This is a genomic window from Moorena sp. SIO4A1 (genome assembly GCF_010672065.1).
Classification (GTDB): Bacteria; Cyanobacteriota; Cyanobacteriia; order Cyanobacteriales; family Coleofasciculaceae; genus Moorena.
On the sequence record NZ_JAAHHX010000522.1, the window covers coordinates 1 to 1,728 of the forward strand.

Below are 1,728 nucleotides of genomic sequence, written 5' to 3' on the forward strand. Positions count from 1 at the left end.
CTCCCCCACCCATCCGCTCCTCTTCTAACAACAAATTTGTAAAACACTACCCGAAAGGGAGGAAAGAGCGTGTCACAGTGGTTTTTGCTTGTCTTTTTGGCTTTGGGCGGTTCAAGTCTTCTCGGTTCCGTCAAGATTATTAATCAAGGAAACCAAGCCTTAGTGGAACGATTAGGAAAATATAGTGGCAAAAAACTCGAACCTGGGCTCAACTTTGTCATTCCCGTGATTGAGCGAGTGGTTTACCAGCAAACCATTCGGGAAAAAGTCCTTGATGTGCCACCTCAGCCTTGTATCACCTCCGACAATGTTTCCATTACCGTTGACGCTGTAGTTTACTGGCGGATCATGGATATGGAGAAAGCCTACTATAAGGTTGAAGACCTGCGCTCCGCCATGCAGAACTTGGTGCTGACCCAGATTCGAGCTGAAATGGGTAAACTGGAACTGGATCAAACCTTTACCGCTCGCTCTCAAATCAATGAAACCCTACTGCGGGAATTAGACATTTCCACTGATCCTTGGGGGGTTAAAGTCACGCGGGTTGAACTGCGGGATATTGTGCCGTCTCAGGCAGTGCAGGACTCAATGGAGTTACAGATGTCGGCAGAACGCCGTAAGCGGGCGGCAATTCTGACCTCTGAAGGGGAACGAGAATCTGCGGTTAACACTGCCAGAGGTAAAGCTGAGGCACTAGAGTTAGATGCTGGGGCCCGTAAAAAAGCTGCGATTATGGATGCTGAAGCCCAACAACAGGCAATCGTTCTCAAAGCGCAGGCAGAACGACAGCAGCAGGTTCTCAAGGCACAAGCCACTGCTGAGGCTCTGAAAATTGTGGCTAAGACTCTTAATAATGACCCCAATGCTCGTGATGCCCTCCAGTTTTTACTGGCTCAGAACTATATCGATATGGGTATGCAAGTTGGCACTAGCGAGAGTAGTAAAGTTATGTTTATGGATCCTCGCAGCATTCCGGCAACCATTGAAGGGATGCGTTCGATTGTCGGTGATGGAGACCAGGTTAACCCCAATTCCCTAGGCATGAATGTGAATCAAAGGGGTAGTTGAGAGTAAATCACCCATACCTAGACGGGTATCCCCGTTTAGGTAGGTTTTATGTCTAGGCTTAAAAAATCTTTTAGCCCGAGGAGCGCCATCCCCGATGGCAGAGTTGCAAGCTCCTCGATTTTTTCTATGGTAAAATTAGTGTAATTGACAGTAATGGAAAATTAAGGATTATTCTTGCTTACCATTACCCCGCCAGACCTAAACAATGTAACTCTTGATTGGTTTTGCCACCACCACACTAATCGATAGTATGACGGTTGAATGGTGAAAGTAAAAACAGAGTAAATCCACAGGTGTTAATATAGCCAAGGGATATAGGAGCCTGTTGACAGCGATTCTAGCCAACGCAGTTTTAACTGGTTGGCGCTGGTATAACCACAGGACACCTAAATCCCTTGAGAAAGTTCCTTGGAACAGAACATCTCACGAGATTCTTGCTTAACACAACCATTCATCACAGCTAGCTGTAGCTTCATGAAGGCATTTAAGTCTTCCAGTGGATATTTTCTGGTTAGAAGCTGCCGTAGCTTGTCTTCTTCTGTCACACTCAAATAGCCAGTTTTGAGTGCTTTTTGTACAACTTCCCTGATATTAGCCATAACACAAGCACCTATTAAAATCAGTTAGCACCTTGGAGGCTGAAAGTCTGGCAAAAGCCAA

Annotated in this window: 2 protein-coding genes; one reads left to right on the forward strand and one right to left on the reverse strand. The window is 46.0% G+C overall.

The genetic code is table 11. The features are described from left to right. The first annotated feature begins 69 nt into the window (after window positions 1-69). A complete protein-coding gene (locus tag F6K53_RS40190; RefSeq protein ID WP_293055223.1) occupies window positions 70-1,068 on the forward strand; it encodes an SPFH domain-containing protein in 999 nt (332 codons plus the stop codon). 386 nt (window positions 1,069-1,454) lie between these two features. Here the strand turns inward: F6K53_RS40190 and F6K53_RS40195 are convergent, their stop codons facing one another. Then, entirely contained in the window at window positions 1,455-1,667 is a 213-nt protein-coding gene (locus tag F6K53_RS40195; RefSeq protein WP_293085680.1) for a hypothetical protein, read from the reverse strand. Between the last annotated feature and the right edge of the window lie 61 nt (window positions 1,668-1,728).

Bases quoted from the DNA above. Each gene is read 5' to 3' on its own strand.
- F6K53_RS40195 (WP_293085680.1), bottom strand. From the start codon at position 1,667: ATGGCTAATATCAGGGAAGTTGTACAAAAAGCACTCAAAACTGGCTAT.